Genomic DNA, 24,974 nt, shown 5'->3' with positions numbered 1-24,974 from the left:
GTCGTGGCGGAGCGCGGCGACCCGAACACACTGAGGGTGCCCTCGAGGAGTACGAGGGTGGTGATCTTGAAACCGCGCCCGGCGGGCACGCCGAACGGCCCGGAGCACGTCATCCCGACTCCCCGCCAACGAGAAATGCGTTGGGCGCATGCCAACTCCCTGTATGGCCGGCAATCGGCTGAACGGCGGATCTTGGCCCCGGCCCGGCCGCCCGGACGACCGGCCGGGACCGGGTGCTGCGGCGTCGGCCGCGGGCGCGCTAATGTTGCGACCACGAGCAGACTTCGACGGTCGTATGAGCGACTCAGCACATCCGGGGGCAGACGTGGGACGTGGACGGGCCAAGGCCAAGCAGACCAGGATCGCGCGGGACCTGAAGTATTTCAGCCCGCCCACCGACTTCGCGGCTCTGCAGCATGAGCTCGGGAGTTCATCTCAGCCCGTCGAGCAGCACGCGGATCACGCGGCGGCCTCGTCCGGCGACGGCGAGCACGCCGAGCGGTGACGCCCCGCGCGGGCGCCGCGGAGCCTCCGTCGAACCCCGGATCACCAACAGTAGTGATCCCGGGGGCGTCCGGTGACTGACCGCCGGCGGCACGAGGTCAGGTGCCACCGTGGTTGATGAGGTCGGCCAGGGTGACCGCGTCCAGGTAGTCCAGCCGGACGCGGTTGGCCCGGTCCCACAGGTGGTGCAGGCGTTCGATCGTGCGGTCCGGGGCGACGTCGCGGTCGCGGGTGGGGCCGTCGAGGCGGCGGACGATCTCGCCCAGGGTCAGGTCGGCCGCGGGATGGGCCAGGGCGTAGCCGCCGCCCGTGCCGCGCTGGACCATGACCAGGTCCGCGCGGCGCAGGTCGGCCAGCAGGTCGTACACGTAGCCCGGGGGAATGTCCTGGGCGTCGGCCACGTCCTGGGCCTTGACCGTCGCGGGGGCGGCGCCGGCCAGGGCGACCAGCGCCCGGACCGAGTACTCGATACGTTTGGGCAGCATGCGCGGGGCCGTCACGCAGCCGCGAGGGTCCTGGCCTCGGCCGAGGGGCTGAAGTACACCTTGTCGCCGGGGCGCACGTCGATGTCCTTGGCCCCCGCCCGGGTCAGTTGGGCCCACACGTCGCGGTCGTCGGCGCGGGCCTCGATGCGCACCTCGAAGCCCAGGGGCACCACGCGGGTGACCGTGGCCTCGGTGGCGCCCGGGGACGGCTCGCGGGACAGGGCCACGTCGTGCGGGCGGACCAGGCGGCCGTCGAGGTGGGTGACCGGGCCCAGGAAGCTCATCACGAACGGGTTGGCCGGGTTCTCGTAGATCTCGTGCGGGCTGCCGACCTGCTGCACGACGCCGTCGGCGAGCACGACGATCGCGTCGGAGACGTCCATCGCCTCCTCCTGGTCGTGGGTGACGAAGACGGTGGTCACGTGGACCTCGTCGTGCAGGCGGCGCAGCCAGGTGCGCAGTTCCTTGCGGACCTGGGCGTCCAGGGCGCCGAACGGCTCGTCGAGCAGCAGCACCTGCGGCTCGGGCGCGAGGGCCCGGGCCAGGGCCATGCGCTGGCGCTGGCCGCCGGAGAGCTGGGCGGGGTAGCGGTCGGCGAACTGGTCGAGGTGGACGAGCTCGAGCAGCTCCATGACCCGCTTGCGGATGTCGGCCTTCGGGCGGCGGCGGACCTCGAGGCCGAAGGCGACGTTGCGGTACACCGTCATGTGCTTGAACGCGGCGTAGTGCTGGAACACGAAGCCCACGTTGCGCCGCTGCGGGGTGAGGCCGGTCGCGTCGACCTCGTTGATGTGCACGCTGCCGGTGTCGGGGCGCTCCAGGCCGGCGATGACCCGCAGCAGCGTGGACTTGCCGCCGCCGCTCGGGCCGAGCAGCGCGGTCAGCGAGCCGGAGGCGATGTCGACGCTGATGTCACGCAGGACGGGGGTCTTGCCGAACGACTTGTTCACGTCGCGGACTTCGATGGCCATCAGGCGTTCTCTTTCGGCCGCAGGAGCTTGGTGACGAGCAGGATGACGATCGCGATGAGGGCCAGGGCGCTGGCGGTGGTGAAGGCCGCGGTCTGGTCGTAGTTCTGGTACCGCTCCTCGACGAACAGCGTCGCGGTCTGGGTCTGCCCGACGAGGCGGCCGGAGACGACGGCGACGGCGCCGTACTCACCCAGGGCTCGGGCCAGGCACAGCACCACGCCGTACCCCAGCGCGCCGCGGATGCCGGGGATCGTGATGCGCAGGAACGTCTGCCAGCGGCTCGCGCCGAGGGTGTGCGCCGCCTGCTCCTGCTCGTCGCCCATCTCCTCCAGCACGGGCACGATCGCGCGCACGACGAGCGGCAGCGACACGAACGTGGTGGCGAGCACCATACCGGGCAGCGAGAAGATGATCTGCAGCCCGTGCTCCTCCAGCCAGCCGCCGGCGGGGGCGAACTTGCCGTACACGAGGATGAGCGCCAAGCCGACGACGACCGGCGATACGGCCAGCGGCAGGTCGATGAGCGCGCCGAAGAGGCGCTTGCCGGGGAAGCGGTGCCGGACCAGCAGCAGCGCGGCCAGGATGCCGAAGAGCGTGTTGGCCAGCACCGACCAGATCGCGACCGACAGCGTCACGGCGAACGCGTGCGTGGCGTTTTCGGACGTGAGCGTGTCGAACACCGGCTGCAGGCCGTGCTCGAAGGTGCGCCACAGCACGAGGCCGACCGGCAGCACGAGCAGGAACAGCAGGTACACGAGGGCGAGGACGCGCAGCGGGTACTTAGCCACGGCGGGCACTCCAGCGCTGGAAGAGGTCGAGCAGGATCAGCACGACGAACGCGACGACGAGCAGGACCGTCGAGATGGCGGCCGCGGACGTGGTGTCGTCGCTCTCGATGCGGCCGAAGATGTTCACGGCCGACACCTGGGTCTCGAACGGGATGCTGCCGGTGAGCAGGTTCGTCGAGCCGTACTCCGCGATCGCCCGGGTGAACGCCAGGCCCGCGCCGGAGATCATGGCGGGGGCGAGGTTGGGCAGGATGATGCGGCGGAACGTGGTGGCGGGGGAGGCGCCGAGGGAGTACGCCGCCTGCTCCATGTCCCGGTCCAGCTCGCGCAGCACGGGCTGCACCGTGCGGACCACGAACGGCAGCGTCACGAACAGCAGGGCGACGCCGACGCTGACCCTGGTGTAGGCGAGGTTGATGTGCAGGGGGCTGCTGGTGCCGTACAGCGCCAGCAGCACCAGCCCCGCGACGATCGTGGGCAGCGCGAACGGCAGGTCGATGAGCGTGTCGACGATCCCCTTGCCGGGGAACTTGTCGCGCTCCAGGACCCACGCGATGACGGTGCCCATCACGACGTTGACGAGGGCCACGACCAGCGACGCGCCGACCGTGAGCTCCAGCGCCGCCCAGGCGTCCGGGGTGCGCACGGCCCGCCAGAACGTGTCCCAGCCGCCCTCGGTGGAGCGCCACACGACGGCGGCGAGCGGGATGAGCACGATCAGGCTGAGGTACAGCACCGCCGTGCCGAGGCTCAGCGCCGTGCCGAACGGCGGGCGGCGGCGGCGTGCACGCGGCCCGGCCGGGCCCGGCGAAGTGCCGGACCCGGTGGGCGTGTCGAGCGCCGTGGCGGTCATTACTTCGACGCCGCCGGGCTGGGGGCGGCCGAGGTGGAGATGCCGAGCTTCTGCTCGATGGAGGCCATGACGCTCTGGCCCGGGTCGAACAGCTCCTTGTTCACCTTCGACCAGCCGCCGAGGTCGGCGATGGTGAACAGGCCGGACGGGTTCGGGAAGGTCCGGCCGCCGGCGTCCTTGACCACCGGGCGGTAGCCGTGCTCGGCCCAGATCTTCTGCGCCTCCGGGGTGTGCAGGTAGTCCACGAACGCCTTGGCCTCGGCCGGGTGGGCGCTGTTGCTGGTCACCGCGATCGGGTTCTCGATGAGGATCGTGTCGTCCGGCACGGTGTAGTCCACGGCCTGGCCGTTCTTCTGGGCGAACAGGGCCTCGTTCTCGTAGGAGATGAAGGCGTCACCCTTGCCGCTGGTGAACGTCTGCAGCGAGGCGCGCCCGCTGTTGTCCTGCACCGGCACGTTCTTGAACAGCGCGTCGAGGTAGCTCGCCCCGGCCGCCGCGTCCTTGCCCTTGTTCGACTTGGCGCCGTAGCCGGCCAGGATGTTCCACTTCGCGCCGCCCGAGGTGAACGGGTTCGGCGTGAGCACCTGCACACCCGGCTTGGCCAGATCGTCCCACGTCTTGAGGTTCTTCGGGTTGCCCTTGCGGGTGCCGATGACCGCGACGGAGTCGGTGATCATGCCCTTGTGCTGGTCCGAGTTCCAGCTCGCGTCGACGAGCTTGGCGTTCACCAGGCGGGTGATGTCCGGCTCCAGCGAGAAGGCGACGACGTCGGCCTTGAGGCCCGAGGCGACCGCCCGGCTCTGGTCGCCGGACGCGCCGTACGACTGGGTGAACTTGACCTTCTTGCCCGCGTCGGTCTTCTGGAACGCGGCGATGAGCTGCTCGTACGCGGCCTGCGGGGTCGAGTAGGCGACCAGGGCGAGGGTGACGTCGCCGCCCGAGTCGCCGTTGCCGGAGCTGGAGTTGTCGGCGGTGCCGGCGCAGGCGCTCAGCGCGGTCCCGGAGAGGAGTAACGCTGTGCTGACAGCGAGTACGCGGGTTCGCAGCTTCACGGGGCCATCCTTGGAGTTAAAGTCGACGTTGTCTACTTATTGAGTAGGTAATGTAGTGAAGGCGGCCGCCGTTCGTCAATCCCACTTAAGAAGTAGGTTTACCGGGGACGATCCGGAAGGACCCGCTCCTCGTGGTCGAGCTCGCGTTCGAGCCGCCGGAGGGCCTCGTCGGGCAGGGCGCCGGCGTCGCGGCGGCGCAGCAGCTCCTCGCGCTGCGCCTCGATCGCCAGGCGCCGGATGCGCAGCGCCGCCTCGTAGCGCTCCGAGACCGGCAGCTCGTCGGACTCGGCGCTCTGCAGCAGGTCGAGGCGGTGCTCGTAGCGCCGCAGCCGCTCCTGCAGCCGGGTGCGCAGCGCCTCGATGGCGGGCGCGTCGGCCGGCTCGTCCTGGTCGAGGTCGTCGAGGCGGTCCAGGGCCGCGTGCACCGAGGCGATGCGGGCCTCGTTGCGCATCAGAGCCTCGTCGACCTCGTTGGCCCGCAGCCCGAGCGCGCGCACCAGCGGTGCGAACGTGAGCCCCTGCCCGACCAGTGTCACCAGCACGACCACGAACGTGCAGAACAGCAGCAGGTCCCGATCCGGGAACGGCTCGCCGGCGTCGGTGGTCAGCGGGATCGTGAACACCGCCGCGAGGCTGATCACGCCCCGGGTCCCGGCCCAGCTCAGCGCCGCGATCTCGCGCCGGGCCAGCCCCTCGTCCTCGCGCCGCAGGAGCAGGTGCATCGCCTGCGTGAGGGTGAGCCACACCGGCCGCAGCAGCAGCGTGACCCCGACGGAGACGGCGATCGCGATCACGACGGTCCAGATGCCGTACTGCCGCAGCCCCCGCAGCACCGCCGGCAGTTGCTGGCCGATGAGCAGGAACACGAGCCCTTCGAGGAGGAAGTCCACGAACCGCCAGACGGCACTGGTCTGCAGCCGGCTCGCCCCGGTGCCCGAGCGCGGCGTGTCGTGCCCGACGATGAGCCCGGCGACGACCACCGCGAGCACGCCGGAGACGTGCAGCGCCTCCCCGGCGAGGTATGCCACGAACGGGGTGGCCAGCGACACCGCGTTGGCCAGCAGGGCGTCCTTGGCGATGGGGCGCACCAGGCGTACGGCATAGGCGACCACGACCCCCACGGCCGTGCCGCCGGCCGCGGCCAGCAGGAACAGCCCGCCCGCCCCCGGCACCGAGAAGTGCCCGCCGACCGCCGCGGCCACCGCCACGTTGAGCACGGTCAGCGCCGTGGCGTCGTTGAGCAGCCCCTCGCCCTGGATGATCGTGATGAGCCGGGGCGGCAGCCCGACCTTGCGCCCGACGGCCAGCGCCGCGACCGGATCCGGCGGCGCGACCGCCGCACCGACCGCCACCCCCGCGGCCAGCGTCGCCCCGGTGACGAACAGCGCGAACCCGGCCCCGATGAGCAGCGCCGTGGCGAACACGAGCAGCACCGACAACCCGATCACGATACGCAGGTTGGCCCGGATGGCCAGCAGCGAGGAGTCCAGCGCCGCGCTGTACAGCAGCGGCGGCAGGATGAAGGTCAGCACGATGTGCGGGTCGAGGGAGATGTTGGGCCCGGGCAGCAGCGCGTAGATGATGCCGATGACCGGCAGCAGCGCGGCGGCCGGCAGCCCGGTCCGCTCGCCGATCCACCGGACCCCGGCGATGACCACGAGCGCGCCGAGGGCGAGCAGCAGGAGGGTTTCAGGGCTCACCCGTCGACCTTATTGCGGGCTTCGCAGCCTTCGCGCAAGATCGCGCAGCGCCCGGGCCGACGGGCTGCCCGGAGCGCCGGTGATGAACACCACTTGCTGGTCGTCGTCGGGGACGGTGAGGATGTCGCAGTCCAGCCGCAGCGGGCCCAGGCGCGGATGCTCCATGGTCTTCGAGCGGTGCCCGGGCGCCCGGACCGGGTTGAGGTCCCACACTCCCCGGAACTCGTCGCTGGCCCGCAGGTCGCGCAGGAGGCCGGCGAGGCGCTCGTCGTGCGGGTACCGGTCGGCGGCGGCCCGCAGCCGCGCGACCGCGATGTGCGCGAACTCCTCGGACTCCGCTGAGCTCGTCGTCGGTCCTGGGTGAAGAAATCGCCGGCGGGCCAGATTCGGCGCGCCGCGCAGGTCGCCCAGCAGCGCCTCGGCGAGGGGAGTCCAGGCGATCACGTCGTACGTCGCGGCGGTCACCACCGCCGCGGAGTCCGGCAGCCGCCGCAGCAGGTCGGCGACGTAGGGCCGGACCCGCCGCGGCGGCCCCGGCGGCGCGGCGGGCGCGGCCCCGGCCAGGTGGAACAGGTGGTTGCGCTCGGCGGCGTCGAGGCGCAGCGCCGCGGTGAGCGCGTCGAGGATGCGCCGCGACGGCTGCGGGCCGCGGGCCTGCTCGAGGCGGGCGTAGTACTCCACCGACATGCACGCCAGCCCGGCGACCTCCTCGCGCCGCAGCCCCGGCGTGCGCCGCCGCGGCCCCACCGGCAGCCCGACGTCCGCCGGGCGCAGCGCCTCGCGGCGGTCGCGCAGGAAGCGCCCGAGCTCCGCCCGCGCCATCGGCAGCTCGCCCCCTTCCAGGCATCAGTTGTACCTGGAATGCCCCGTCGGGCCGCGCCAGGCTGACCGTATGAACTTTTCCACGGCCCTGGTCACCGGCGCCAACAAGGGCATCGGACGGCACATCGCCCAGCAGCTGGCCGAGGCGGGACTGACGGTCTACACCGCCTCCCGCGACAAGGCCCGCGGCGAGGAGGCCGCCGCCGCGCTCGGCCCGAACGCCCGCCCGCTCGTGCTCGACGTCACCGACCCCGAGTCGATCTCGGCCGCGGCCGCCGCGGTGCCGGAGCTGGACATCCTGGTCAACAACGCCGGCATCATGCCCGACAGCGCCGCCCCGCCCGAATGCGGCGTCGAGGCCTTCCGCGCCACCTACGAGACGAACGTCTTCGCGGTACTCGCGGTCACCAACGCGCTCCTGCCGGCCCTGCGCCGCTCGGCGCATCCGCGGATCGTGAACGTCTCCAGCGGTACCGGCTCGCTGACCTGGAGCGCCGACGGCCCGCAGCAGGTGTTCAAGACCGCGGGCAGCGGCGCCGCCTACCGCTCGTCCAAGACGGCGCTCAACGCCCTGACGCTGTTCTACGCCCAGGCCCTGCCCGAGTTCCGCATCAACGCCCTGGCCCCCGGCCTGCGCCGCACCGACCTGAACCCGCGCGCCGCCGCGGCGGACGGCGATCCGGCGGAGGCTGCCGCGGCTGCGGTCCGGCTGGCCCTGCTGCCCGACGACGGCCCGACCGGGCTCTTCCACCAGTGGGACGGCACCATCGCCCCGTGGTGACCCGGTTCACTACGCTGGGGCGTGTCTCTCGCTGCAGCGTACGCACGGATCCTGGCCGACCCGCACGGCGACGAGTCCCGCCTGGCCTACGCGGACCTGGCCGAGCCCACCGGCCCTGACCACGCCTGGCTGATCCGGGAGCAGGTCGCGTACGTGCGTGACCGCGCCGCGAACGTGGACTGGCCGCCGCGGCGGGTCACCACGATGTACTCGTCCTCCCGCAAGCTCATGTGGGGCCTGGTTCCCGAGGTGATACGCGACCTGCTCACCGAGGGCTTCGAGGTCCGCCGCGGCTTCATCGAGAGCGTGACGCTGCCCGTCGCCGCCCTCCCGGCCGGCCTGGGCCGGCTGACCGCCGCCCTTCCGCTGCGCCGCCTGCGCCTCACCGGCGCGACCCCCGCCGCGCTCAACGGCCTCGCCGGCGTCGCCGACCTCCTGCCGGGCCTGCAGCAGCTGCGCGGCCTGTCCCTGGAGCGGGAGCCGGTCGGCGACGCCGGCCTGGCCGCCCTGCCGCCGCTGCCGGGCCTGCGCTGGCTGGACCTGTCCCGCACCGGCGTCACGGCCGCCGGCCTGGAGGCCCTCGCGGCGTCGGACGGGTTTCCGCAGCTGCAGTACGTGCTGGCCGACCGCGAGCTGGGCCTGAACCCCGACCCCGGCTACGACTCGGACGGCACCCTGGTGTGGGTCGGGGAGGCGCGGCTGGCCGCGCAGCTGGGCCAGCGCTACGAGCGCCCGTGGCTGCACCGCGGCGACCGCGACGTGCGCGACGCCGGCTACGTGGGCCCGAATTACGACGAGGTCTGACAGAGGAGTTGACTCTCCCAGTGTGGGAGACCTGATGGTTGGCGACGTGCCCGACGACGCCGTCTTGTTGAGTATCGGTCAGCTGGCCCAGCGCACCGGTCTGTCGGTGAAGCTGATCCGTCACTGGTCCGACATCGGCATCGTGCCGCCGACCGATCGTAGCGCGGCCGGCTACCGGCGCTATGACGCGCGCGCCCTGGCCCGCCTCGAACTCGCCCGGACCCTGCGCGATCTCGGGTTGGGCATGGCCGCGATACGTGACGTCCTCGACGGCCGGCACGGCGTTGCCGACGTGGCCGCCCTGCACGCGGACGCGCTGGAAGTGCAGATCCGCACGCTGCGGGTCCGATGCGCGGTGCTGCGTTCGGTCGCCAACCGTGGTTCCACGACGAAGGAGCTTTCTGTCATGTCAAAGCTGGCACGGCTGTCCGCCGCGCAGCGCACCGCGATCGTTCACCAGTTCATATCCGACGTGCTGGCCGATCTGGACGCCCCGGGGTACCGGGAGGGGCTGCTGGCCGCCACCCCGGACCTGCCCGACCAACCGACCAACGAGCAGGTCGACGCCTGGATCGAGCTGGCCGAGATGCTCGACGATCCGCAGTTGCGCGCCGCGATGCGCAGAATGGGGGAGTACGCGGCGCGGCACGCCCCCGGCCTGTACGACGAACACGACGCGCAGGCGGTCCAGCAGGTGACCGACTTCTGGGTGCAGCGGGTCACCGCGGCGATCGACGCCGGCATCCCCGCGGACTCACCGGCGGCCGACCCGGTTGTGGCCGACGTCGTCGGTGCCTGGCTCCCCATGCAGGAAGGCAGCGACCTGCGCTCGGGCGGCGACGGCGAGGACGCGCGCAGCCGGCTGCTCGAGCAGTTGGAGATCGCCGCTGACCCGCGCGCCGAACGGTACTGGCAGCTGCTGTGCATCATCAACGGCTGGCCGGTGCGAGCGAGCCTGGCCACGGCGGGGCAGTGGCTCATGACCGCGCTGCGCGCCAACCCCGCACCCGGCGTCCGGGCCGCGGACATCTCCACCGTCCTCGACAGCGCCGCCGGGTCCGATCCGGCGGAAGTTCTGCGCGCCTACGCCCAGGTCCTGGACGAGGTGGACAGGATCGTGGCCACCGTCACCGCCGACCGTTTCGACGACCCCACGCCCTGCGCCGACTGGAACGTGCGCACCCTGCTCAACCACCTGGTCTACGAGAACCTGATGTGGACCAGCCTGGCCGAGGGCAATCCCCGGGCCGACTTCAACGCCGACCATCTCGGCGACGACCATGTGGCCGCTTTCCGCGCCTCGGCCCAGGCGGCGCTGACCGCCTTCGGCCGGCCCGGCATGCTGGTGCAGCAGTACGGGCCGGCCCCGGGATGGCGACTCGTCGAGCAGGTCCTCATCGAGATGCTCGTCCACGGCTGGGACCTGGCCAAAGCGACCGGCCGGCCTTCGGACCTCGCCCCAAGCGTCGCCGCGACGATTCTCGCCACGGTCCACGAGATGTACGCAGGGCTGCCGCGAACACCCGGCGGCTCGTTCGCTGAGGCCAAGCCCGTCCCCGAGCCGGCGAGCGCCGCCGACCACGTCGCGGCGTACCTGGGCCGAGACGTCAGCTGGGCTCCTTCCGAGCGGCGCTGAACAGCGGGGCCAGGCGGGCGGACCGCCTGGCCCCGCGCAACATCGCGTTGCTCGGCACCGACCGCACCGGCGTCGAGCGGGCGCCGGGTGGTGCACGGCCGAGCCGGCGCGGATAGGGTGGCCGCATGCAACAGGACACGCGGCTGCGGCAGGCCTCGTCGTTCGGCGCGGCGGCGCTCGCATACGCCGAGCACCGCCCGGACTACGCGCCGGCCGCGGTGCGCTGGGCGCTGGAGCCCGCGCCCGGCCCGCGAGTGCTCGACCTCGGCGCCGGCACCGGCAAGCTGACCGGCACGCTGCTCGCCCTGGGCACCGAGGTCATCGCGGTCGAGCCCGACCCGGCGATGCTGACCGAGCTGCGCCGCGCACTGCCGGCCGTCCGGGCCCTGCCGGGCAGCGCCGAGGCGATACCGCTGCCGGACGCGTCCGTCGATGTCATACTGTCCGGAAACGCCTTGCACTGGTTCGACATGGCCGTCGCCGGGCCCGAGATGGCCAGGGTCCTCGCCCCCGGCGGCATCCTGGCCGGCCTGTGGAACGTCCTGGACGACCGGGTCGACTGGGTCGCCGGACTCGAGCGGGCCGGCGGAAGCGCGGCCATCGGCCCGCGCGACACGCTCAGCAACTGGCGCACCGCGACGGCCGGCCTGCACCTCCCCGACACCGGCCTGCCCGCCCGGTTCGGCTCGCCGGAACAGGCCGAATTCCCGCACGGCCAGCGCCGCACCGCCGACTCCCTGGTCGCGACGATCGCGACGCGAGCGGGGCTGCTGGTCATGCCGCAACGGAACCGAGAGGCCGCCCTCGCCCGGATCCGCACCTTCCTGGCGAGCAGACCGGAGACCACCAGCGGCGAGTTCACCCTCCCGATGCTGACCGGCGTGCTGCGCGTCCGCCGGCTGTGAGCTCCGGTCCTCAGCTGTGCTCGCGCAGGTCGTCGTCGAACGTGAGGCCCGGGTCGAACCCCAGCGCGTCGAGCACCGCGTCGCGGTAGGCGAGGGCGTGTCCGGGGTCGCGCAGGCGTACCAGCATCTGTGCGCAGCCGGCAGCTCGGCGGGCGCACACTTGACCGCGATGTGCGCCCTCACCCAGGACCCGGAGACGTCGATGTCCGCGGCGGTGCTGCTCAACGGCTACCTCGGCCCGTACGAGGGCAAGCCGGACGTCCCGTCGTCGCCGTGGGACTACGTGCGCCCGTACGCCCCGCCGATGCTGATCGTGCACGGCTCGATCGACCCGCTGGTCCCGGCCGGGCGTAACCGCGCCTTCGCCGAGCGCCTGCGCGAGGTCTCGAACTCCCCGGTGCACTACCTGGAGCTGCCGGGCGGCCAGCACGCCTTCGACCTGTACCACTCGCCCCGCTTCGAGGCCGCGATCGACGCCGTCGAGGCGTTCGCCACCCATACGGTGAAACCGTGAACAGGCTCGTCCCGGCGGCCCTGCTGCTGGTCGCCCTCGCCGGCTGCGGCGGCGACGCCGAGCCGCCCGAACCCGGCCCCTCCCCGGTGCCGCTTGCCCAGCAGAGCCTGCCCGGCACCGACCGGCGCGAATGCGTCACGGTGCCCGGCGATGCCCGCAACGTGCGGTCCGGGCAGTTCATCGCCGGGGACTTCGTGGAGTACCGCAGGCAGTGGACGCCGGGCCTCGCGCCGGGGATCGGCAAGATCTACTGGCTGCCGGCCCGGCCGCAGCCGAACACGCCGCTGACCATCACGGCCACGTCCGGTGGCGGGCGGGTCGAGCATTACACCGGCGGGTCGCTGTCGTACAACGACGGCGGGCAGGCGATGTATCCCAGCGGCGTCCCCCTGCCCGCCGCCGGCACCTGGAAGCTCGTCGCGCAGGCCGGCGACGACTGGGGCTGCTTCGAGCTCACCGTGCCCGGCTGAACGACCTGCGACGCTTCGGCATGAAATGACCACCCATTCACGGACAATTCTACCGGGGTTCCGTGTCCGGAAGATTCGCGTCCTCTCAGTCGAGGTGGCGTTCGCGGTGGCTGGAGTGCAGCCAGAACAGCACCGGCCACACGTGGCCGGTGACGGTGGCGAGTTCGGCGTAGGCGGCGAGTTTGTCGATGAGTGTGCCGAGGGGTTCGGTGCCGGCCGCCGGGGAGCGTCCATGACGCGTCCGTGTGGCGGCGCGTTGACCAACGAGACGTCCGGGCCGCGTTCCCCGAGTTCCGGAGTGTGATCGATCCGGGTAGGTGTCGCGCGGCGACGAGCCCAACCAGGGCACGGTCGCTGCGCGTTGCGATGGATGACTACGACACGCCCGAACGGGGCCGGGTGTACGCGTCTGGGAGTCGTTCGGTGATCGATTCGCGTAGGCTGCACCGGATGGTGACTCAGGGTGATGTCCCCGCGGGGCGGCGGTCGAGCGTCCCGCAGCTTCGGGCGAGGTTTGACCGGTTGTTCGAGCAGGGTCGGGATGCCGTGATGACCGGTGCGCATTTCGTGGATCTGCCCCCGGTTGCGGGTGGGCGTTGGGGGATGTCTGCGGCGCTCGTGCCGGACAATCCCGTGGCGGACCGATTGGCGCACGTCACTGCGGAGTTGTCGCTACCGGCCGGTCCGGGTCACTGGCCGACCGGAAACCAGGATGCGATCCATCTGACGGTCCGTGCGCTCGACGTGCATCGGCCCGGATTGTCTGGTGCTGATCCACTGGTGGTTCGATGCGCGGCGGCGCTGGCTCGGGCGGCAGCGAAGTCCCGTCCGGTCCGGTTCCGGCTGGACGGAGTGACATTGACTCCCTCCGGTGTGATGGTATGCGCCTATCCGGTTGATGGCGCTGCTGACGATTTCGCCGATCGACTGGGCGTGGAACTTGGTGAGGACGGCTGGTTCGAGGCGGCGTATCGGCGGGACATCTGGTACGCGACATTGCTGCATTTCGCGGCTGAAGTGCGGGAACCGGCGCGGCTGGTGGAGTGGGTCTCGCAGCGGCGGTCACTGGATCTCGGCGTGGTCGAGCTGGACGGTACGCAGTTGCTGGCCTTCCGGTACAACGGCTGTCAGCCAGTCCGGTTGGCCCTCGCCCAGGCGCCGCTGGGCGGTGTCCCAATGGAAGAGGTCGCGGTCGGACGGCACGCCCGATAGCGCGATGGCCAGCCGCGGCCCGGGTGAGACCGGTGCTTGGCCCAACCTCCGTCGCGACCGCGTTACGGCCGACTGCCGAGTCCGTGGACCGTCCAACCACCAGCAACCCAGTGGGCGCCGTCGATGACGCCCCGGGCATCGAGGATGGCTGGTGCGGCTGCTGGACTAGAAAAACTTTAAAGGAAGCTTACTAATTTGTGGGAAGCCATTGACAGCGGTCCGTTCCTTGGCAGACTCGGATCATGCCCCGCATCCGCCGCGGCGGTGTCGCCGCCCTTGCTCTCGTCGGTCTGCTCGCGCTCGTGCCGGCACTGACCACTGCCACGGCCGCCGATGCCGGCGCCACCACGCTGGGTGGCGCCGACCCCAGCGTCATCAAGGTCAACGGCCTCTACGTGTCGGCCAAGTCGGTCGACGGCGGCATCGCGGTGCGCACGGCGTCCACGCTCGCCGGCATCGCCACCGCGGCCAAGCACCAGGTGTGGAAGGACACGGGCGGCCTGGGGGAGGTGTGGGCGCCGGAGATCGTGTACTACGACGGCCGCTACCGCATCTACTTCTCCGCCGGGACCAGCGCCGCGCACCGGATGTACCACATCAGCTCGACCAGCGCCGACTCCGGCTACTCCGCGGCGACGAAGGTCGCGCTGCCCAACGACAAGTGGGCGATCGACGGGGCGCCGTTCACCTTCGCAGGCCAGCGCTGGTTCGTGTGGTCGGGCTGGTCCGGTGACACGAACGTGGAGCAGAACCTCTACATCGCGAAGATGAGCAGCCCGACGACGACCACCGGCGCGCGGTACATCATCTCCCAGCCGCGGGAGGCGTGGGAGCGCGTGGTCGGCAACCCGTACATCAACGAGGGCCCGGAGCCGATCCTCGACCCGAACGGGCAGCTGCACATCGTGTACTCCGCGAACGGCAGCTGGAGCAGCAAGTACTGCCTGGCCGACCTGCGACTGCGGGCCGGCGGCGACCCGACGTACGTGTGGGATTGGTACAAGAGCAACGGCTGCCTGTTCGGCTCGTACGCGCCGGACATGATGTCGGGCTGGGACACGACGCTGTACGTCGACGGCCCCGGTCACAACACGTTCGTCCTCGAGCGCGGTGACATCGCCACCAGCCCGCCGTCGGGCAACCGGTTCCCGATGATGTACCACGCGGTCGCCAAGGGCACGCCGTACTCGTGGTCGAACCGCTACTGGTACATCGGCTCGGCGGTCTGGTGGGGCAACGTCACCTACCGGCGGGCGAACGTCCCCGGCGCCACCTCCGACACCGGGTTCGGGCTCAAGTTCTTCGAGTGACGCCCTCGGTCGCCGGCAGCACCACGACACCGGCGGCCGGGTTCGCGAGCAGCGCGGCGAGAGGCGCGGCCCCGCACGGGCCCGCCTCGACGCCGTGCCCGGCCAGCGGCCGGTGGAACTCCTCCCGGGCCGGTGGGCATGCGCAGGACGGGTTGCGGGCCGGGTTCACGGCCCCCACCAGGTTGATGCAGAAGGCTCGCGGGTCCCGTCACGCGGCGCGCGCCGCGAGGCCGGCCAGGACGTCGGCGCTGACCTGCTCGACCGGGCGCGTCGCGTCGACGGTCAGCAGGATGCCGCGGCGGGCGTAGAAGGCCAGCACCGGCTCGGTGACCTCGCGGTAGAGCTTCAGGCGCCGGCGGATGACGGGCTCGGTGTCGTCGGTGCGGTGCTCGACCTCGCCGCGCTTGAGCAGCCGGCCGACCAGCTCCTCGTCGTCGGCCCGCAGGTGCAGGGCGACGTCGGCGGTCATGTCCAGCGAGCGGGCGACGCGGTAGGCCGCCAGCGCCTGCGTCATCGTGCGCGGGATGCCGTCCAGGACGTAGCCGTCGCCGGCCACCTTCGCCTCGTTCAGGGCCTGGCGCAGCAGCTCGAGCACGATCTCGTCGGGGACCAGCTCGCCGCGGTCGAGGTGGGTGCGCACGCGCTCGCCGAGCTCGGTCCGCTCGGACACGTTGCGGCGCAGCAGGTCGCCGACGGCTATGCGCCGGACGTGGAAGTGCTCGGCGATCACGGCACCCTGCGTGCCCTTGCCCGCGCCGGGCGGCGCCACCATCAACACCCGCACGCGCATCAACCTAACGCAGAGCGCTATCCGGGCAAACGGGGGCGTCCGCCGGTCAAGCGCTTGAGGCTGCTTCGCTCGTCGCGTTCGCCGTGTGCGCGGCCACGATGCTCCAGCCGCGCCTGGACGGCGGGATATGCCCTGTGCCGAAGGGAGGTCCGGTGCGGCCGGTTTCGACGGGCCTAAATGAGTCGGAACCTGCGATACTACGCGCATGAGGCTGGTGCAGATCGCGCAGCGGGCCGCGGACCTCGATCGGGCCGCGCGCTGGTACGCCCAACTGCTCGGCGCCGAGCCGAGGGCCCGGTTCGATCCGCCGGGGCTGGTCTTCTTCGATCTCGGCGGGGTGCGGCTCATGCTCGACCGCAACGCCCCCGCCGCCCTGGTCTACCTCGCCGTCGACGACCTCGACGCGGCGGTCGAGCGGATCTCCGGCGCGGGCGGCGTCGTGCGGTCGCAGCCGCACGAGATCTTCGCGCACGCCGACGACACGCTCGGGCCGGCCGGGACCCGGGAGTGGCAGGCGTTCGTCGAGGACAGCGAGGGCAACCTCGTCGGGCTCGTCGAGCTGCGGGCGGCGTGAGCATGCCGCTGCGCATCGGGATTCTCGGGGCGGCCCGGATCGTGCCCAACGCGCTGGTCCGGCCCGCGCGGTCGGTGCCGGCCGTCGAGGTCGCCGCCGTCGCCGCGCGGGACCGGGGGCGGGCCGAGGCGTTCGCCGCCCGGCACCGCATCGGGGTCGTCCACGACGGATACGCCGAGCTCGTCGCCGATCCGGCGATCGACGCCGTCTACGTCCCACTGCCCAACGGCCTGCACCGGCAGTGGACGCTCGCCGCGCTGGCGGCCGGCAAGCACGTGCTGTGCGAGAAGCCGTTCACCGCGAACGCCGAAGAGGCGCGCGAGGTGGAGCGGGCCGCCCGGGACACCGGGCTCGTGGTGATGGAGGCGTTCCACTATCGGTACCATCCGCTGATCGCCCGGGTCCTGGAAATTCTGCCGACGCTCGGGGACCTGCGCCACGTCGAGGCGGCCACGTGCTTCCCGCTGCCGGACCCGCGCGACATCCGGTACGACTTCTCCCTGGCCGGCGGCGCCATGATGGACGCCGGCTGCTACGCCGTGCACCTGCTGCGCACCCTCGCCGGCGCCGAGCCCGAGGTCACGGCCGCGACCGCGGCCCTGCGCAAGCCGGCCGTGGACCGGGCCATGACCGCCGAGTACCGCCTCCCGGGCGGCGCCACCGGCCGCACCGCGGCCAGCCTGTGGTCGCGGCGCGTGCTGAACGTGTCGGCGAGCTGGACCGGCTCCGAGGGCTCCGTGAAGATTTTCAACTACCTGGCGCCGTCGCTGTACCACCGCCTCACCGTCACCCGCGGTGGCCGCACGACCCACGAGAAGGTCCCCGGCGAGGCGACCTACGTCCACCAGTTGCGCGCGTTCGCCGCCGCGGTGCAGGACGGCGGCGAGAACCTGACCCCGCCGGCGGACTCGGTACGGACGATGTCGGTCATCGACGCGGTGTACCGAGCCGCCGGTCTTCCCGTGCGCGGAACGGCCTGAGCTACAGGCCGCCGGCCAGGGCGGTCATGAGGGTGCCGGAGGAGGTGTCGCCCGACATCTCCCAGATCATGCCGCCCAGCAGGTTCTGCTGCTTGAGCCACGTGGTCTTCTGGCCGATCGACCACGTGTCGTCGAACGTCCACCACTGCCCGCCCGGGCCGGTGTAGCAGGAGGTCGCCACCGACTGCGGGTCGTGGTAGACCGTGCAGCCGGGGACCATGGCGAGCAGGTTGGCGTACCCCCGCGTCCCCGCCTCCTCGGCGAACTGCCCGGGTGCGGCGCCGGTCGCGGACTGCCACTCGCCGTTGACGCCCGCGGGGCCGGCCGCCACGCCCTGCCAGCCGCGGCCGTAGAACGCGAAACCGATCGTGAGCTGGCGCGGGTTGACGCCCTGCGAGGTGTACGCCTGCACGGCCCGGTCGACCGAGAACGTGAAGGAGTACGGGTCCTGGGCGTCGGCGTGCAGGTTGCCCTGGTGCCCGGTGCGGTTGGGCTCCCAGGAGTTGTCGCTGCCGGCGCCGTGGAAGTCGTACCCCTGGACGTTGGCGAAGTCGAGGTAGTCGAAGACGCTCGGGGTGCCGTCGGCGTGGGTCACGTCCCAGCCGGCGTCGAGCTTGACCGGGTCGGCGGGCGTGAACGCGGTCAGCAGGTACCGCTTGCCGCCCAGCGCGTCGAGCTGCCGGCGGAACTCGGCGGTCAGCGCGAGCAGGTTCGCCTTGTCGGCCGCGCTGTAGTGGTTGCCGGGGTGGCCCTCCGCGCCGGGCCACTCCCAGTCCAGGTCGATGCCGTCGAAGATGCCGGCCGCGCTGCCCGCCCCGCCGGCGCCGTTGTACGCGGGCAGGTTGCCCTTGATGTACATGTCGATGCAGGACGAGACGAACTTCTGCCGCGCGGCCGGGGTGGCCGCGGCGTCGGCGAAGAACTTGGAGTACGTCCAGCCGCCGATGGAGATGAGGACCTTCAGGTTCGGGTACTTGGCCTTGAGCTTGCGCAGCTGGTTGTAGTTGCCGCGCAGCGTCTCCCAGCCGGTGTCGGCGACCCCGTCGACCGACTGGGCCGCGGCGAACGGCCGGGCGTAGTCGGCGTCGGCATCCCCGGCACCGGTGCCCTGGTCGGGGTCCTGGGGGTTCGCGGTCGTACCGCGGGTGACGCCCTGCAGGCAGGTGAGGTTCACGGGGTCGAGGTTGGCGAAGGCGTAGTTGAGGTGCGTGAGCTTCGCGGCCGCGCCGGAGGTGTCGAGGTTGCGCACGAAGTACTGGCGGCCGTAGATGCCCCACTGCACGAAGTATCCGACCTTGGCGTAGCTGCCGGCCCCGACCGAGTCGTCGGTGGTGACGCTCAGCGCCGCCGAGGCGGGGGAGGTGTTGTCGTACGTGTCGCGGGCCTTGACCGTGAAGGAGTACGCGGTCAGCGGCGTGAGCCCCGTGACGCTCGCGCTGGTGCCGGTGGTGCTCGCCTTCAGGGTGCCGCCGGCGTAGATGTCGTACCCGGCGATGCCGCTCGGGTCGCTCACCGCGTTCCACGCCAGGCTGACGCTGACCGCCGTCTTCCCGCTCGCGCGGAGGTTGCCGGGTGCGGGCGGCGCGGTCGTGTCGTCGGCGGGGTTGAGCGTGGTCGCGGTGACGGCCGCGCTGTCGGCGGAGATGTTGCCGCGGGTGTCGCGGGCCCGGACCGTGAAGGAGTACGGGGTGTTCGGCGTCAGCCCGCTCACCGTGGCGGTGGTGTCGGTGACGGAGGCCTTGAGCGTGCCGCCCTGGTAGACGTCGTAGCCGGCGACGGGGAAGTCGGTCGCGGCGGCGGCGCTCCACCGCAGCGATACGGTCTTCGTGGTCCGCCCGGCGACGGCGAGCCCGGTGGGCGTCCCGGGCGCCCGGTCAGCACTGCCGTCGCACTTGTTGCCGTTGATCCGGCAGTTCAGCGGCTGGGTGTTGGTGCCGGTGGCGATGAACCAGAAGCTGTACGGCTCGGTGGTCGCCCCGGCCGCGACGGTGCCGTTGTAGTGCGCGTTGACCACGGTGACGTGGTTGCCGGACCGCGTCACGGTGCCGTTGTAGCCGGTGCCGACGCTGAGCCCGGCCGGCACGTCGAACTCGAGCGTCCAGCCGGTGATCGACGCGCTGGTCGGGTTGCTCACGACGTACTTGTCGACCCAGTACGAACCGTAGTCGGCGGCCGAGAACGCCGCGGTGAGCCCGGCGGGCGCGGCGGCGGCGCTCCCGGGTGCCGCCACGGCGACGCCCCCGACGAGGAGCAGAGTGGCGGCAAGAAGCCTGGTGGGGTGCACTCGTGCCTCCTTTAGGAAAGTTTCCTGATAGTTTCGGCACGGGCTCCGGGGAAGTCAAGATAGTCGATGCGGCAATGGCGTCATCCGGCGGTGATCGCGGCGCCGAGCAGAGCACGGGCCGTGGCCGCGACCGTGCCGGCGGCCTCGTTGCGGCTCTGGCCGGCGATGTCGACCAGCCAGATCAGGCTCTCGATGCCCGTCGCCGAGCGAATCGCCACCGCGAGGCGGCCCACGTCAACGGCCGGGTGCCGGGTGCGGACCGGGCGAAGGGCGTCCTCCAGCCACATGATCGCGCGGCCCTGGCGCAGGGCGGGGCGCTCCGCCGGGCGGGGGCCGGGCTCCAGGGACAGTCGCAGCGAGGCGCGCAGCTGGGGTTCCCATGCGAAGTTGTACCGCGTGAACGCCGCCATGAACGCGTCGAGGCGGGCGAACGGCTCGTCCGGGGCGTCGGGCCCGAGCAGGGTGTCCGGGGAGATCTGCGGGTGTGCGGCGAGCAGCAGGCTGCGCTGGTTCGCGAAGTAGCGGTACGCGGTCGTGCGCGAGATCCCGGCCCGCTCCGCGGCGTCCTCGACCTGCGGGCTGTGGCCCTCGGCGAGCAGGGCCCGGGTCGCGTCGACCAGGGCTTGGCGGGTGCGGGTCTTCTGCGCCGTGCGGCCGGTCGCCTCATATGGTACTGCCATTGCCTTCATGGTACCGTAATCCCATGGTACTGAAGTCCCATGAAGCCGCCACGGACCCCGTGGTGACGGACCCGGGCCTCTACCGGGTCGTGTTCGAGAACGCGCGGGTTCGCGTGCTGGAGTATCGCGACCACCCCGGCGACCACACGCATCCGCACCGCCACCCCGACAGCGTCCTGGTGCCGCTGACCGCCTTCGAGCGCCGCCTGACCTCGGGCGGCCGCACCGCCGAGGTCTCCCTGGCCGCCGGCCAGGTCCGCTGGGTCGCCGCCCAGGAGCACGCGGGCGAGAACATCGGCACCACCGACTCTCACGGCCTCTTCATCGAGCTCAAGGAGCCGCCCCCGGCCCCGCTCGGCCCGTCCGCGTGACCCCACGGCCGGGCCGGGCGGCGGCGATACTGATCGGCGTGTACGACATGCCGCATGTGCCCGAGGCCTTGCGCCCGATCGTCCCGTGGTCGCTCACGTGGCCCGAGGTCGATCCGGCCCGCCACCCGTTCGACGCCGCCGCGGCCCCCGCGCTCGTGCGGAGCCTGCCGCCCGCCGCGGACGTGCCGGCCCGCCCGGCCGGTAGCGCTGCCAACACCGCCGTCATCCAGTGGGGGCACGGCGCCGCGAAGGCGTGGGCCGACGCGATGAGCGCCGCGCTCGTCGGGCACTACGGCCGCTGGGCCTGCGGGTGGCGGTGGGCGACCGGCGAGGGCGACTTCGACGGCGGCCCGGTCCACGCCTGGTGCTGCCCGCGCGACTCGATGCCGGCCCCGCAGGCCGCGCTGGACGCGGTCGCCGCCGGGCTGCTGGAGTGGCGATCCTGGCTGGAGGATCTGGCCGGGCGGTTCGGGCGGTTCCTGCCCGTCCCGGCCGGGGCCGGCGAGGACGAGGTGCTCGGCGCGTGGGAGCGGGCGGTCGCGCACCTGGTGACCGCGGTCGTCGAGCGCACCGGCGCCGACAGCGGCTGGTACACCCACTGCCGCCAGGTCCTCGGCTGGTTCCTGGCCGCGGCCGGCATCCCCGCCGAGCAGCACACGGCCCTGCTTGGCGAGGCCATCGGCGGGCGGTTCCACAGCTGGCTGGAGCCGGAGCCGCCCGTCGTCGCCGACGTGTCCGGGCGCCTCGCCCGGACGATGGCCGAGCGTGGCCGAGCCTGACCACCTGCTGGCCTGGTGGCGGGTCCGCGCGCTCGTACCATGGGCGACGGCCGCCGCCCCCGTCACCGGCCCGGTCCCCGGCCGCCGCGACGGGGTCCTCGACTTCGTGCGCGCCACGGCCGCGGCCCGCGACCCCGGGCGGGCCGCCCGCCTGCTGGGCGCCCTGCACCGAGCGGGGGAGGCCGCCGCGCGGCGGGAGGAGTTGACCTTCGGCGCGCTGGCGGCGTGGCAGGCGCACGTTCTGGGGGTACCGGCGGCCGGCTTTCGCACCAGGGCCGCCTACGCCAAGGGCGGCCGCGAGCGGTACGGCCTGGAGCCCGGCACGCGCGAGCGGTTCGAGGCCTGCCTGGCCGAGGCGACCGACCCGCGGATCCCGCTGCCGTCCCGGGCCGCCCGCGTCTACCTCGACACGGCGTTCGTCCACCCGTTCTCCGACGGCAACGCCCGCGCGGCCATGCTCTGCCTGTACTTCGTCCTGCGCCGCGACGACGTGACCATCGATCTGGCGGCGCCGCTGCTCAGCGTGGCCCGCCGCGCCGACGACGCCGGCGGCGCACTCGACCTGGTCCGCCTCGTCGAGATCCTCGTCAGCGCGGCCCGCCGCCGTTAGGCGCGAACGGGTCCCACTGCGCGGCGTAGCGCAGCAGCGAGCGGGCCAGATCCCGGTTCGCCGCCGCCCAGCGGTTGTCGAACAGGAACCACTGGTCGTAGCCGAAGAAGTCGTCGATGTGCCGGGCGACCTGCGCCACGTGCGGCTCCAGGTGCACCCGCGACCCGGCCGGCGGCTGCGCGGGCAGGTGTCGCAGCGCCCGCCCGTGCGCCGCCGCGTGCTCGGCTACCTCGTCGAGGCCGTCCGGGGCCGGGTCGTAGCCATCGCAGCGGGCGTAGCGGTGCATCGCCGGGCCGATGTCGTCCTCGCCTGGGGCGATGAGGGCCCGCAGCATCCGCACGTCCGCCGGCCACCAGCGGGCGACGGCGGGGTCGACCCCGCGCAGGTGCGGGGCCAGCTCCGGCAGCGTCAGGCCCGGGAACGCCAGGGCGCCCTCGAGGTCCAGGTTCGTGCCCGTGCCGGGGTGCTGCCAGCCGATGCGCACGGAGAAGACGCAGTCGGGGCTCGGCGAGGCCGGCCGGAGGGTCTGCACGGGCACGCGGTGGTCGAAGACCGCGCCTGGCGCGGCGACACCGGTGGGCAGGGGCCAGGAGTCGTACAGCAGGTACGCGACCCGCTCCGGCGCCTCGGCCGCCGCGTCCTCGTGGATGAAGTAGTAGGACAGGTCCACCTCGTCGTCGTCGGTGCGCACCCGCAGCGCGCGCTCGCCGAGCCGGACGTAGTCCTCGTCACCCTCGACGTAGAGGTGCTCGTGCAGCAGCGCGCGCAGCTCGTCGAGGGTCTCCGGCCGGGGCAGGCCCAGCTCCCGCGCCTTGTCGAAGATCGACTCGAGCCCGTAGACGTCTCCGCCGAGCTCGTCGCACACCCAGTCGCCGGCATCGTCGCGCTCCCAGCCGCGCCGGAACCATTCGAGCACCGTGGCGTCGGGCACCCGTACCACCCGTTTGCTCAGCGGCGTGGTGTCCCGCCAGCGGCACACGAAGTGCACGGCCGAGGCTCAGTCGCGTGGGCGGCGGGCGCCGCGCAGGAGCAGGACCAGGCCGGCGATGGCGACGAGCGGGCCGATGATCGCCCACATCGTGACGCCGCTCATCGCGCTGCCGCCCAGCACGCCCAGGCCCTGCAGGGTCCAGACGGCGCCGGCGAGCAGCAGCAGGATGCCGGCGATGAGGAAAACCAAGCGCATGGGGATCAGCCTGATGCCGGACGCGGGCCCGCGCAATGGTTGTTCTCGTCCTGTAAGGAGTACAGCGCCGCGACCTGCATCGCCGTCTCGCGCAGGGCCGCGCGGACCTGCGGCGGGTGCAGGACCTCGATGCGCGGGCCCAGGCCGAGCAGGCTGCCGACCGCGTGCGCGACGCCGTTGAAGGACAGCTCCAGGCGGGTGCCCTCGGACGAGCCGGTGAGGTGGCGGGCGAGGACGCGGCGGGCCATCGGCGCCGCCGCCGGGTCGGCCTCGGCGGTGACGCGCAGGTCGCGGGGGCGGGACTCGACGCCCGTACGCAGCGCCGCCCAGGTGGCCGGCAGGTCGAAGTCCGGCGGGCGGCGCGACGGCTCGGGCAGGACCGTGCACGCCTCGACGCGGGCGACGCGCAGCAGGGCCGGCTCGGCGGTGACGAGATACCAGGTGCCGGCCTTGGCGACCAGGCCCGCCGGGTCGAGCGTGCGGCGGCTGGTCTCGCCCTCGCTGTCGCGGTACAGCAGCGAGATCCGCTGCCCCCGCAGGAGCGCCTCGTGGATGGCCGGCAGGTGGGGGACCGGCTCGCCGGAGCGCATCCACGGGTCGACGTCGACCAGGACGTGGCTGCGCGCCTGCGCCAGGCCGCCGCGCAGTGACCGGCCGCCCGCGCCGGTGAGCTTCTCCAGGGCGGTGTCGAGGGCGTCGCCCAGGCCCAGGTCGCCGGCCAGGCGTGACTGGCCGACCGCCAGGCCCGCGCCCTCGGCGTGGCTGAGATGGGCCAGGCCCGCGCGATACGTGTCCAGCAGCCGGATCCCGCCGCGCCGGCCGCGCTCGGTGTAGACGGGGATGCCCGCGCCGCTGAGCGCCTCGACGTCGCGCAGGACGGTGCGGACCGACACGCCCAGGCGCTCGGCGAGCTCGGGGGCGGCGGCGCCGGGCCGGGCCTGTAGCAGCAGCACCAGGGAGAGCAGGCGGTCGCCGCGCATGCTCATACGGTACCGCCAAAAACATGACAACAGATGACGTGTTTTCCGCGCGATGCTGCCGGGCATGCAGACACACATCGCGGGCCCCTATGACATGGCGCGGCAGACCGAGTTCTTCGGCGGGTGGGTGCGCCCGGCTGATGACGCGCGCTCGCTTCTCATGGCTTTCCCCGTCGAGGGGTGGCAGGGCTCGGCCGCGGTACTGCTGCGCCAGGACGGCACCACCGTGACCGGCGAGGTCCTCGGCGACGCCCGCGCCTGGGAGCAGGCGCTGGCCACCCTCTCGCTGGACGAGGACGGCTCCGGCTGGGCCGCGGTGGGAGAGCGCGATCCAGTGCTCGGCCGGCTCCAGCGCGAGCACGCCTACCTGCGGCCGGTGCTGTTCCACTCGCCGTACGAGGCCGCCTGCGCGTTCGTCATCGGCCACCGGCTGCGCATGACCCAGCAGCGCGCGATCCGGGCCCGGATCGCGCGGGAACACGGGGCCGCGATCGAGCTCGGCGGGCAGGTCGTGCACGCGTTCCCGGCCCCGCAGGTGCTGCGCGGGCTGGGCGAGCTGCCCGGCCTCGACGCGGAGAAGGTCGCCCGGCTGCACGGGATCGCCGACGCGGCGCTCGACGGGCGGCTGGACCGGGCGCGGCTGCGCGCGATGCCGCTCGTCGAGGCGTACGCGGACGTCAAGCGGCTGCGGGGGATCGGCGACTTCTTCGCCACCGGCATCGTGCTGCGCGGCGCCGGGCGCGCCGACGCCGTGCCCGCCGAGGGGTTCACCCGGGCCGGGATCCGCCGGCTGTACGGGCTGGCGCACGAGCCCACCGACGCCGAGATGCTCCGGATCGCCGAACCCTGGCGCCCGTACCGTATGTGGTGCTCGGTGCTGGTCCACGCCGACGAGCGCCGTGCCCAGGGCGCGGCCCGGTGAACCCACGGCGG

The 24,974-nt window shown here is 72.7% G+C and carries 30 protein-coding genes; 15 read left to right on the top strand and 15 right to left on the bottom strand.

The annotated features are described in order from the left end of the window. Positions 1 to 325 precede the first annotated feature (325 nt). The gene (locus tag ACQPY0_RS31525; protein WP_432968480.1) at positions 326 to 505 is read left to right on the top strand and encodes a DUF3073 domain-containing protein; all 180 of its coding nucleotides are present in this window, start codon (positions 326 to 328) and stop codon (positions 503 to 505) included. 97 nt (positions 506 to 602) lie between these two features. Here the strand turns inward: ACQPY0_RS31525 and ACQPY0_RS31520 are convergent, their stop codons facing one another. From ACQPY0_RS31520 to ACQPY0_RS31490, 7 genes are all read right to left on the bottom strand, one after another. Then, complete coding sequence (locus ACQPY0_RS31520; RefSeq protein ID WP_432968477.1) at positions 603 to 989, bottom strand: RrF2 family transcriptional regulator; 387 nt, start codon at positions 987 to 989, stop codon at positions 603 to 605. An 11-nt stretch (positions 990 to 1,000) separates the two neighbouring features. After that, a complete protein-coding gene (locus ACQPY0_RS31515) occupies positions 1,001 to 1,960 on the bottom strand; it encodes a sulfate/molybdate ABC transporter ATP-binding protein (RefSeq protein ID WP_432968474.1) in 960 nt (319 codons plus the stop codon). Next, complete coding sequence (locus ACQPY0_RS31510) at positions 1,960 to 2,748, bottom strand: sulfate ABC transporter permease (RefSeq protein WP_432968471.1); 789 nt, start codon at positions 2,746 to 2,748, stop codon at positions 1,960 to 1,962. Before ACQPY0_RS31510 ends, ACQPY0_RS31515 begins: the two co-directional genes overlap by 1 nt. Next, positions 2,741 to 3,601: a sulfate ABC transporter permease subunit CysT gene (gene cysT, locus ACQPY0_RS31505; RefSeq protein ID WP_432968468.1), complete on the bottom strand. Its 861-nt coding sequence runs from the start codon at positions 3,599 to 3,601 to the stop codon at positions 2,741 to 2,743. The genes ACQPY0_RS31510 and cysT overlap by 8 nt, the downstream gene beginning before the upstream one ends. Continuing rightward, complete coding sequence (locus ACQPY0_RS31500) at positions 3,601 to 4,653, bottom strand: sulfate ABC transporter substrate-binding protein (protein ID WP_432968465.1); 1,053 nt, start codon at positions 4,651 to 4,653, stop codon at positions 3,601 to 3,603. Before ACQPY0_RS31500 ends, cysT begins: the two co-directional genes overlap by 1 nt. 98 nt (positions 4,654 to 4,751) lie before the next feature. Further along, positions 4,752 to 6,353 carry a Na+/H+ antiporter gene (locus tag ACQPY0_RS31495; protein WP_432968462.1) on the bottom strand — a complete coding sequence of 534 codons (1,602 nt, stop codon included), beginning with the start codon at positions 6,351 to 6,353 and terminating at the stop codon, positions 4,752 to 4,754. 9 nt (positions 6,354 to 6,362) lie between these two features. Beyond that, complete coding sequence (locus ACQPY0_RS31490) at positions 6,363 to 7,175, bottom strand: helix-turn-helix transcriptional regulator (RefSeq protein ID WP_432968459.1); 813 nt, start codon at positions 7,173 to 7,175, stop codon at positions 6,363 to 6,365. Between the two features lie 70 nt (positions 7,176 to 7,245). On the opposite strand from ACQPY0_RS31490, the gene ACQPY0_RS31485 reads away from it, so the two are divergent. The 6 genes from ACQPY0_RS31485 (at position 7,246) to ACQPY0_RS31460 (ending at position 12,285) form a co-directional block, all read left to right on the top strand. After that, complete coding sequence (locus ACQPY0_RS31485) at positions 7,246 to 7,956, top strand: SDR family NAD(P)-dependent oxidoreductase (RefSeq protein ID WP_432968456.1); 711 nt, start codon at positions 7,246 to 7,248, stop codon at positions 7,954 to 7,956. Positions 7,957 to 7,977: 21 nt separating this feature from the next. Continuing rightward, entirely contained in the window at positions 7,978 to 8,760 is a 783-nt protein-coding gene (locus tag ACQPY0_RS31480) for a hypothetical protein (RefSeq protein ID WP_432968453.1), read from the top strand. Between the two features lie 34 nt (positions 8,761 to 8,794). Next, on the top strand, positions 8,795 to 10,396 hold the full coding sequence (locus ACQPY0_RS31475; protein ID WP_432968450.1) for a TIGR03086 family metal-binding protein: 1,602 nt from the start codon (positions 8,795 to 8,797) through the stop codon (positions 10,394 to 10,396). 125 nt (positions 10,397 to 10,521) lie between these two features. Continuing rightward, on the top strand, positions 10,522 to 11,301 hold the full coding sequence (locus ACQPY0_RS31470; protein WP_432968447.1) for a class I SAM-dependent methyltransferase: 780 nt from the start codon (positions 10,522 to 10,524) through the stop codon (positions 11,299 to 11,301). A gap of 169 nt (positions 11,302 to 11,470) precedes the next feature. Beyond that, positions 11,471 to 11,815 (top strand): alpha/beta hydrolase, encoded by a 345-nt coding sequence (locus ACQPY0_RS31465; protein WP_432968444.1) that lies wholly within the window; start codon positions 11,471 to 11,473, stop codon positions 11,813 to 11,815. After that, entirely contained in the window at positions 11,812 to 12,285 is a 474-nt protein-coding gene (locus ACQPY0_RS31460) for a hypothetical protein (RefSeq protein WP_432968441.1), read from the top strand. The genes ACQPY0_RS31465 and ACQPY0_RS31460 overlap by 4 nt, the downstream gene beginning before the upstream one ends. An 85-nt stretch (positions 12,286 to 12,370) precedes the next feature. Here ACQPY0_RS31460 and ACQPY0_RS31455 read toward each other — a convergent pair whose 3' ends face one another. Beyond that, the gene (locus ACQPY0_RS31455) at positions 12,371 to 12,625 is read right to left on the bottom strand and encodes a hypothetical protein (RefSeq protein ID WP_432968438.1); all 255 of its coding nucleotides are present in this window, start codon (positions 12,623 to 12,625) and stop codon (positions 12,371 to 12,373) included. Between the two features lie 182 nt (positions 12,626 to 12,807). On the opposite strand from ACQPY0_RS31455, the gene ACQPY0_RS31450 reads away from it, so the two are divergent. Together ACQPY0_RS31450 and ACQPY0_RS31445 are read left to right on the top strand one after the other, a co-directional pair. Then, complete coding sequence (locus ACQPY0_RS31450) at positions 12,808 to 13,497, top strand: hypothetical protein (RefSeq protein WP_432968436.1); 690 nt, start codon at positions 12,808 to 12,810, stop codon at positions 13,495 to 13,497. Between the two features lie 242 nt (positions 13,498 to 13,739). Continuing rightward, positions 13,740 to 14,807: a glycoside hydrolase family 43 protein gene (locus ACQPY0_RS31445; protein ID WP_432968433.1), complete on the top strand. Its 1,068-nt coding sequence runs from the start codon at positions 13,740 to 13,742 to the stop codon at positions 14,805 to 14,807. Here the strand turns inward: ACQPY0_RS31445 and ACQPY0_RS31440 are convergent. Then, on the bottom strand, positions 14,791 to 14,976 hold the full coding sequence (locus ACQPY0_RS31440; RefSeq protein ID WP_432968430.1) for a hypothetical protein: 186 nt from the start codon (positions 14,974 to 14,976) through the stop codon (positions 14,791 to 14,793). The genes ACQPY0_RS31445 and ACQPY0_RS31440 overlap by 17 nt on opposite strands. A 39-nt stretch (positions 14,977 to 15,015) precedes the next feature. After that, positions 15,016 to 15,591, bottom strand: a complete 576-nt coding sequence (locus tag ACQPY0_RS31435; RefSeq protein ID WP_432968427.1) for an adenylate kinase — start codon at positions 15,589 to 15,591, stop codon at positions 15,016 to 15,018. 211 nt (positions 15,592 to 15,802) lie between these two features. On the opposite strand from ACQPY0_RS31435, the gene ACQPY0_RS31430 reads away from it, so the two are divergent. Both ACQPY0_RS31430 and ACQPY0_RS31425 read left to right on the top strand, forming a co-directional pair. After that, positions 15,803 to 16,171: a VOC family protein gene (locus tag ACQPY0_RS31430; RefSeq protein WP_432968424.1), complete on the top strand. Its 369-nt coding sequence runs from the start codon at positions 15,803 to 15,805 to the stop codon at positions 16,169 to 16,171. A gap of 2 nt (positions 16,172 to 16,173) precedes the next feature. Continuing rightward, the gene (locus ACQPY0_RS31425) at positions 16,174 to 17,151 is read left to right on the top strand and encodes a Gfo/Idh/MocA family protein (RefSeq protein WP_432995454.1); all 978 of its coding nucleotides are present in this window, start codon (positions 16,174 to 16,176) and stop codon (positions 17,149 to 17,151) included. Position 17,152: 1 nt separating this feature from the next. Here the strand turns inward: ACQPY0_RS31425 and ACQPY0_RS31420 are convergent, their stop codons facing one another. Continuing rightward, the gene (locus ACQPY0_RS31420; RefSeq protein ID WP_432968421.1) at positions 17,153 to 19,435 is read right to left on the bottom strand and encodes a glycosyl hydrolase family 18 protein; all 2,283 of its coding nucleotides are present in this window, start codon (positions 19,433 to 19,435) and stop codon (positions 17,153 to 17,155) included. A gap of 80 nt (positions 19,436 to 19,515) precedes the next feature. Then, a complete protein-coding gene (locus tag ACQPY0_RS31415; RefSeq protein WP_432968418.1) occupies positions 19,516 to 20,115 on the bottom strand; it encodes a TetR/AcrR family transcriptional regulator in 600 nt (199 codons plus the stop codon). Between the two features lie 23 nt (positions 20,116 to 20,138). Between ACQPY0_RS31415 and ACQPY0_RS31410 the strand changes: the two genes are divergently transcribed. Genes ACQPY0_RS31410 through ACQPY0_RS31400 form a run of 3 tightly spaced genes read left to right on the top strand, consistent with a single transcriptional unit; the run spans position 20,139 to position 21,875 of the window. Then, a complete protein-coding gene (locus tag ACQPY0_RS31410; RefSeq protein ID WP_432968415.1) occupies positions 20,139 to 20,486 on the top strand; it encodes a cytoplasmic protein in 348 nt (115 codons plus the stop codon). 38 nt (positions 20,487 to 20,524) lie between these two features. After that, positions 20,525 to 21,265, top strand: a complete 741-nt coding sequence (locus tag ACQPY0_RS31405; RefSeq protein WP_432968413.1) for a hypothetical protein — start codon at positions 20,525 to 20,527, stop codon at positions 21,263 to 21,265. Then, on the top strand, positions 21,252 to 21,875 hold the full coding sequence (locus ACQPY0_RS31400; RefSeq protein ID WP_432968411.1) for a Fic family protein: 624 nt from the start codon (positions 21,252 to 21,254) through the stop codon (positions 21,873 to 21,875). The genes ACQPY0_RS31405 and ACQPY0_RS31400 overlap by 14 nt, the downstream gene beginning before the upstream one ends. Here the strand turns inward: ACQPY0_RS31400 and ACQPY0_RS31395 are convergent. From ACQPY0_RS31395 to ACQPY0_RS31385, 3 genes are read right to left on the bottom strand one after another with little or no spacing between them, the layout of a single operon-like run. Continuing rightward, positions 21,853 to 22,863, bottom strand: coding sequence for a hypothetical protein (locus tag ACQPY0_RS31395; RefSeq protein ID WP_432968408.1), 1,011 nt, complete (start codon positions 22,861 to 22,863; stop codon positions 21,853 to 21,855). The genes ACQPY0_RS31400 and ACQPY0_RS31395 overlap by 23 nt on opposite strands. Positions 22,864 to 22,872: 9 nt before the next feature. After that, on the bottom strand, positions 22,873 to 23,061 hold the full coding sequence (locus ACQPY0_RS31390; RefSeq protein WP_432968406.1) for a hypothetical protein: 189 nt from the start codon (positions 23,059 to 23,061) through the stop codon (positions 22,873 to 22,875). A 5-nt stretch (positions 23,062 to 23,066) separates the two neighbouring features. Next, entirely contained in the window at positions 23,067 to 24,041 is a 975-nt protein-coding gene (locus ACQPY0_RS31385; protein ID WP_432968403.1) for a helix-turn-helix transcriptional regulator, read from the bottom strand. Between the two features lie 64 nt (positions 24,042 to 24,105). Here ACQPY0_RS31385 and ACQPY0_RS31380 point away from each other — a divergent pair, with 64 nt between their 5' ends. Beyond that, complete coding sequence (locus ACQPY0_RS31380; protein WP_432968400.1) at positions 24,106 to 24,963, top strand: DNA-3-methyladenine glycosylase family protein; 858 nt, start codon at positions 24,106 to 24,108, stop codon at positions 24,961 to 24,963. The last annotated feature ends 11 nt before the right edge of the window (positions 24,964 to 24,974 follow it).

It is taken from the genome of Dactylosporangium sp. CA-233914, from assembly GCF_050942935.1.
In the GTDB taxonomy this organism is placed as follows: Bacteria; Actinomycetota; Actinomycetes; order Mycobacteriales; family Micromonosporaceae; genus Dactylosporangium.
This window is presented reverse-complemented; position numbering and strand designations above follow the sequence as displayed.